The sequence below is a fragment of the Ochrobactrum sp. BTU2 genome, assembly GCF_024539785.1.
In the GTDB taxonomy this organism is placed as follows: Bacteria; Pseudomonadota; Alphaproteobacteria; order Rhizobiales; family Rhizobiaceae; genus Brucella; species Brucella anthropi.
This window is the reverse complement of record NZ_JAHWRG010000012.1, coordinates 67474-74473: the sequence shown is the minus strand read 5'-3', so window position 1 is coordinate 74473 and position 7000 is coordinate 67474. Positions and strand designations below refer to the sequence as shown.

Genomic DNA, 7000 nt, shown 5'->3' with positions numbered 1-7000 from the left:
ATACTTCCGTTTCTCCTCTGCCCATGATCCGGGATTATCAATCCCGCGTTTGATAAAACGTGACGTCCGACCGGTTCAACGCGGCGCGGGCACCGGTCCATAATGAGATGAAACTCAACACTATCTGGTACGCCCGATTTTACTTTCGATCAGGATTTTCTGGTCAAGCGGTTCTGGGGCTATCACGATTGCGCTCGCTTAAACGGCCTGATCTCTTGGTCCATGTAATGTCGCGATGGGGAGTTTTAAAAGCAGTGACAACCCCGTCGACTTCCATTCGCGCGTTAGCGTTGCATTCAGCCCCTGCAACGTCGCCTTTTCGAGCGTCGCTCCGAACCCTTGCCGTCCCGGCGGACTTTGTCGAGCTGGACCGCCCGTCTCTGTCCAGTGAAGGTACACCATCTCACAGTCAGTCTCTATATGAATTACAAGCCGGCCCTCAGGGGATGACAGAGCGCCATATTTCGCGGAATTTGTCGTAAGTTCGTGCAACAGAAGACCAAGAGAAGTCAACGTATTTCCAGACAGGGTGATGTCGGACCCTGTAATATCGAGACGGGAACTCTGCTCGGTTTTGTGAGGTAACACGACCGCCTCGATCAGAGCAGAAACCGAAAAGGACCGCTCAACGCCCCCATCGTCTTTTAGATCAGGCAGTGTCAGTGCATGTGCGTTGGCGAGGGCATTCATACGTGCTCTCAGATCGGCAACAAGTTCTTCCTTGGTGCCCACCGAGCGCGCACTGACCGAAATCAGCCCGGACGCCAGAGCAAAAAGGTTTTTGATCCGGTGATTGATTTCCTGAAGAAGGATGTCTTTTTGATGGGCTACCATGCGTAGTGCCTCGGCCTGCAGCGCCAGTTCATCTCGCTGCACAGCGAGCTGTTGCTTTTGCCTGTACATTTCAAAAAAAACGTCCGCCTTGCTGCGCAGGATGTCAGGCTCGATCGGCTTCTGGATGAAATCCACGGCGCCCGCTTCATAACCCCGGAAACGACGCTGACCTCCACCGCCCGCTGTCACGAATATAATGGGGACATGACGCGTTCGCTCATTGCCTCGCATGAATTCTGCAAGCTGAAATCCGTCAAGTCCGGGCATCTGGACGTCAACCAACGCCAGCGCAACATCATGCTGCAACAGCAATTCAAGCGCGTCATCACCGGATTTCGCTTTCAGCAACTGTAACCCTTCGCGTCGGAGGAGACCCTCCAGCACAAGAAGATTTTCTTCAAGATCGTCCACAAGGAGAAACGATACGGGTTTCATGAGTTGGATTGAACCTTTTTTAGATAATTTGCTATCGCATCGAGCGACAAAATCTCTGCATGCTCACATCGGCTTAGCGCTGCCTATGGCATTGCTGAGGCATGGGCACTTTCCGGGTTTTGAACAATGGCTTTCCCGCCTGCATCGACGATATGGCGAAGCCCCGCTGCCCCGTCTTCGTTGGCTCCGGTAAGCACAACACCTATCAGGCCGGTGCCGAAGACCTCCGCGGCGCTCTCAAACAGTACGTCAATGGATGGACGCGAATAAAGAACAGGATCATCCTGAGAAAGAGAAAAGCTTCGGTCCGCCTCAATACGCAAGTGATAGTCGGGCGGGGCGAAGTAAATGTTACCCTTTTCAACAGGTTGATTGTCTTCAGCTTCCCAGACCGGAATATTGCATTTCCGGTTAAAAAGTTCAGCCATCAGGCTTGTCCGGTCAGGCGGAACATGCACGACAACAATAACGGAAAGGCTGTAGTTTAGCGGCAATGACGGCAAAATCGCCGACAAGGCTTCAAACGCGCCTGCAGAAGATCCGATCAGGATTGCCTCGGGAGCCAGGGTCTTCACGATGAGACTTTCTGGTAGATCTTTTCTTCGCGTACAAAATCCGCAAATGTGCCGGCGTGATCCGAAAAGCGCACGCTTTCCTTGGCGCCCAGACCCAGGAAACCTTTATGGATAAGCGACTCTTTAAAAAGGCCAAGGACACGATTTTTAAGCGCATGATCGAAATAGATCAGCACATTTCGACAGGATATAAGATGCAATTCGCCGAATACTGCATCAGTGGCAAGGCTGTGATCTGAAAAGACCACGTTACGGCGCAGGGATTTATCAAAGACCACCCGACCATAGGCCGCCTGGTAGTAATCTGACAAAGACGTTCGCCCGCCCGAGCGTTGGTGATTTTCCGTGAATGACCGGACACGATCAAGGGCGAACACCCCAGCCTCTGCTGCGCTCAGAGCGTCCTGATTGATGTCTGTCGCATAAAAAAGCGTCCGGTCCTCGAGCCCTTCCTCACGAAAAAGGATCACCATGGAATAGAGTTCTTCTCCACTGCTACATCCAGCTATCCAGACTTTCAGCGATGGGTAGGTCCGCAAATGCGGAACCACCTGCTCGCGGATTGCCCTGAAATAATCCGGATCGCGAAACATATCGCTGACCTGGATGGTGAGGAAGCGGAGCAAATGCGACAGCATGTCGGGATCGTGAAGTAGCTGGTTCTGCATGGCGGAGAAACTCGCAAATCCCAGTTGCTCGCGCGCCTGTTTCAGACGGCGCCGGATCGAGCCCAGTGAGTAATTGCGAAAATCATAATGATACCGGAGAAACAGCGCCTCCAGTAACAACCTCATTTCGATATCTTCTGCTGAATCGTTGGACTGCGCTCCCCTCATTTGGGCATCCAGACACGAACAAGCGAAAGGAGTTTGTCGACATCAAGTGGTTTGGCCATATAATCATTTGCACCGGCCTCGATGCAACGCTGCTGGTCATCCGGCATTGCCTTGGCAGTAAGTGTGATGATGGGAAGTTTCTTCCACGCCGGGTTTTCACGGATCTTCCGGGTGGCGGCGAGGCCATCCATGACTGGCATCATGATATCCATCAAAACAATATCAATAGCGGTTGATTCACTGGCCTGGCTCTTCGACAATGCATCAAGTGCCTCGCGTCCGTTACGCGCGATAATGACTTCCGCGCCCCGGGGCTCAAGAATGTTGGTGAGGGCATAGATATTGCGGATATCATCTTCAACAACAAGAATTCTGCGACCTTCAAGAAGCGCATCGCGATGGCGGGCTTTCTGGATCATTTTTTGCTGCTCGGGCGGCAGTTCTGAAATGACCTGATGCAGAAAAAGACTGACTTCATCGAGAAGGCGCTCGGGCGATTTTGCGCCTTTGATGATGATGGACTTGGAGTAACGGCGCAGCTTTTGCTCATTTTCCGCTGAAAGCTCCCGGCCGGTATAAACAATAACCGGCGGGAACGAGTAAATGTTTTCCTGGCTGAGAGTTTCGAGCAATGCAAAGCCGGAAGTGTCAGGCAGCGAAAGGTCGAGAACCATGCAATCAAAGGTCTGCTCGCGAAGGAGGTTCAGACATTCCGCAGCGCTCGCTGCGGTAAAGGTCTCGACGTCCCCGGAGCCAAGCAGACTGGCAACCGCTTCTCGCTGGTTCTTGTCATCTTCCACAATCAGGACACGGTTCGCACGCCGGGACAGCTTTTTCTCAAGCCTGGCCAGAACATCGACAATTTGCTCGCGGCTGACGGGCTTGCGGAGATAACCGACAGCGCCCAGCGAGATCGCGGTCCGTGTATGATCGCCTGCAGAAATGACGTGGACCGGGATATGCCGGGTGCGAACGTCATTTTTCAAGCCGTCCAATACCGAAAGTCCCGACTGATCGGGCAGTCCAACATCGAGTACGATCGCGTTTGGCGAAAATTCACGCGCGGTTTTGACAGCCTCCTCTGCGGTGCGCGCGACAACACAATGAAAACCCATTTCCCGGGAGAGATCGCGGACAATCGCTGCAAATGTCTCATCGTCTTCAATGACGAGGAGTACCCGCTTGTCTCCCCCAATCTCCTCGCGATCATCTGAAAGCTGGCGCGCAAGTGCCGCCTCTGACACCGCCCCAGGCATCTCACCAGGGCTTCTCGTCGGCAAAAAGGACGAAGTGGTTGGAGAAACGTCTCTGGCAGACATCTGCCTTAAGGGCAACGTAACCGAAAAGCGGCTGCCCTGTCCGGGCTTGCTCTCGACTGCGATAGTTCCTGCAAGAAGGCGCACAAGCTGCCGCGAAATCGAAAGGCCCAGACCGGTGCCGCCAAATCTCCGGCTAATCGTGCTATCAGCCTGATGAAACGCCTCAAAAATGCTGTTGAGCTGATCTTCGGCAATACCGATACCACTGTCGGCAACCGAAAACACAATCTTGTCGGAGCCTTGCGGCCGGACCGATAGCTCCACTTTACCCTTTTCGGTGAATTTGATTGCATTGGAGATCAGATTTTTGAGGATTTGCTCGAGTCGTCGCGGATCGGTCTCGAACGTTTTGGGCAGATGCTCGTCGAGCGAGATGATGAATTCAAGCTGTTTTTCGCTTGCGACAGGCTCGAACATTTGCCGCAGTCCGTTTGTCAGACGGACGACCGATGCCTCCTCAGGCTGTATCTCAACATGTCCGGCTTCAATTTTTGAAAGATCGAGAATATCGTTGATTAGATTGAGCAGGTCATTCCCTGACGACTGGATTGTCCGTGCGTACTTGACCTGTTCGTCCGTCAGGTTTTCATGCGGATTATCGGCCAGCAACTTCGCCAGAATGAGCGAAGAGTTAAGCGGCGTACGTAGTTCGTGCGACATATTTGCGAGGAAGTCAGACTTATACTGGCTTGAACGCTCAAGCTCAGCGGCTTTCAGCTGAACCGATGCATTTGCCCTCTCAAGATCGGATCGCTGAATTTCGAGCTGATTTGCCTGCTCTTCAAGCTGAGTGTTTGTCTGCTCGAGCTCTGCCGCCTGTAGCTCGAGCCGCAACTGCGATTCCTTGAGAACACGACTTTGCTCTTCAAGTTCCTCATTGTTGACGCGCAATTCCTCGCCCTGCGCTTGCAGCTCTTCCGACTGTTGCTGGGTTTCCTCCAGAAGGTTCTGCAATTCGCCCCGATAGGATGCAGCTTGCACACTCAGTCCTATTGCTTCGGAAGCTTGCTTTAAAAGCGAGAGAACCTTCTCATCCACGGGCTTGAGAAAACCCATTTCCAGCACGGCATTGGTTGAGCCTTCAACCACAGCGGGCAAGATGACGAGATATTTCGGCTTGTCCTGACCTAAAGCGGAACCGAAAGAGAGATAGCCATCAGGCACGTCATCGAGAACGATCAGGCTTCCCTGCGTCGACGCTTGCCCGAGCAGGCCTTCGCGACCGACAAACTCTAGGGGAACGGATTTGATGTCCGGGATTCCATAGACAGCCGTACGTCGGTAGTGACCGCGCACTCCACTAAAGAAGGCTCCCGCCACGGCACCGGTGTATGCGACGAGGTAGTCCAGAATATTTTCGCCGAGCTCATCAATCCGCTGGTCTCCCATCATGGCGGATCCCAGGCCGATTTTTCCTGTTTGCAACCATTCTTCGCGCGAACGGCTGATTGCAGCCTTGCCCAGAAGATAACCGATCACCACCGTTAGCAGAATTCCAAGAGCGGCAGTTAGCACAGTACTAATCAATGCCTGCTGCTGTGCGCTGTCCATCTCTGCAAGGCGACTGGTTCGAACCTCGTTCTCAGTCTGGGACATAGCGTCAACCATGCCCCGGATAGCATCCATCTCCACTTTACCACGATCAGAACGGACGAGGTCGAGCGCTGCGCTCAATCCCTGTGTTTTTCGCAGATCGATCGTTTGGGCCATTTCATCGAGCTTTGCCGCGATGCGCTGCTTCAGAAAGCCTAGCCGGTCCCTCTGGCCGACATTGTCACGCGTCCTTTCAGCAACTTTTTCAAATTCACTCGCAATCGCGCCGCGCGCATTCAAGTAAGGACCGAGATAACCGTCTTCGCCCGTCAGAAGGTAACCTCGCTGGCCCGTTTCTGCGTCCTGAAGTTGTAAAAGCAGGTTTTTAAGGGAGACAATCGCGCGATGTGTTTCAACAATTTTCTGATTGGCAACACGTATACTTTGCGTGTTCAGATAGGCGACCAAACCACTTCCGGCGAAAAAAAGAACGGCAGCAATCAAACCAATCAGTATGCCTGGCGCAAAACCAAACATGCCCTTGAAAGGCCTGCGTTGGGTGGAATTCATAACTGGCTCACTGCAAGAGAAAAAGAAGGAGTGGAAGGCGCACGGCCCCTATCGAGCCAATTAACTATGCATCGCACGAAATCACTTCTTTATCAGCAGCAAACATGATTCTTGTCCCTAGGCACTACGCCAAAAAATAGCTTATATCGGGTACCGCGTCCGTGCACTAGTGGACTTAATGGGCCTTGGGTTCGACTTATTTGCGGCGTTTTGACCGCTGTTCGCAGCTTGAACCCGTGTTCAGATCAGCGAGCAGATCAGTCACCGTCCATTTCATTCCAAATGGTAAATCCGATAAGGCCAGTCATTGTGAAAACCATCGTGCCGTAGAACCAATAAAACCAAACCATTGTGCACCTCCAGCGATATAACGCTTTGCGTGAAAAAAGGTTCTTCAGCAATGTTCGAAGTTCGACTTCGCGGAGAAGTTAAGCTAAACATGCCGTCAAGCATGAAAAGCCATCTGGCATGAGCGGTTGCACTGATCAAGAGTGGAGTTCTCCCCATTTCACCGGACAAGTCGGCTAGTTTGATTTAACCCTGATGAACTGCCGAGGGGAAGCTATCTCGAGCGCAAAATGAGAATGTATTTGGTTGTAATCTTCGATCCATCCGTGGATGAGCGCGGAGCGCAGTTTCGGCGTCCGGTAGAGCTGATATGTGGATATAATCCCGCTTCGGGGTTTTAACGAAGGCTTCTGACATGCCGTTCGAGTGCGGGCTAGCCACTGGCGTAAGCAGGGCGTCAAATTGATCGCCTGAGCGAACAGCCTCGTGTTCCTTGCTGTGTAGGCCGAACCATTGTCGGAGAGACAACGTGGTCGAAAATCGCCTTAAATCGATTTAGATGCAGGACGGTCTATTGACCGAGGAAATGGCTCGGACCATCTAGGATCGA

Annotated in this window: 4 protein-coding genes and 1 pseudogene; all 5 read right to left on the bottom strand. The window is 52.6% G+C overall.

The features are described 5' to 3' along the window. Window positions 1–198 precede the first annotated feature (198 nt). Window positions 199–1269, bottom strand: coding sequence for a response regulator (locus tag KWJ32_RS23145; protein ID WP_151610523.1), 1071 nt, complete (start codon window positions 1267–1269; stop codon window positions 199–201). Window positions 1270–1352: 83 nt separating this feature from the next. Continuing rightward, complete coding sequence (locus KWJ32_RS23140) at window positions 1353–1844, bottom strand: chemotaxis protein CheB (protein WP_235906888.1); 492 nt, start codon at window positions 1842–1844, stop codon at window positions 1353–1355. Further along, window positions 1841–2680 (bottom strand): CheR family methyltransferase, encoded by an 840-nt coding sequence (locus KWJ32_RS23135; protein ID WP_151591382.1) that lies wholly within the window; start codon window positions 2678–2680, stop codon window positions 1841–1843. Before KWJ32_RS23135 ends, KWJ32_RS23140 begins: the two co-directional genes overlap by 4 nt. Further along, a complete protein-coding gene (locus tag KWJ32_RS23130) occupies window positions 2677–6102 on the bottom strand; it encodes a response regulator (protein ID WP_151591380.1) in 3426 nt (1141 codons plus the stop codon). Before KWJ32_RS23130 ends, KWJ32_RS23135 begins: the two co-directional genes overlap by 4 nt. Before the next feature lie 524 nt (window positions 6103–6626). Beyond that, window positions 6627–6914, bottom strand: a pseudogene (locus KWJ32_RS23125) (integrase core domain-containing protein); the annotation flags it as partial. Window positions 6915–7000 lie beyond the last annotated feature (86 nt).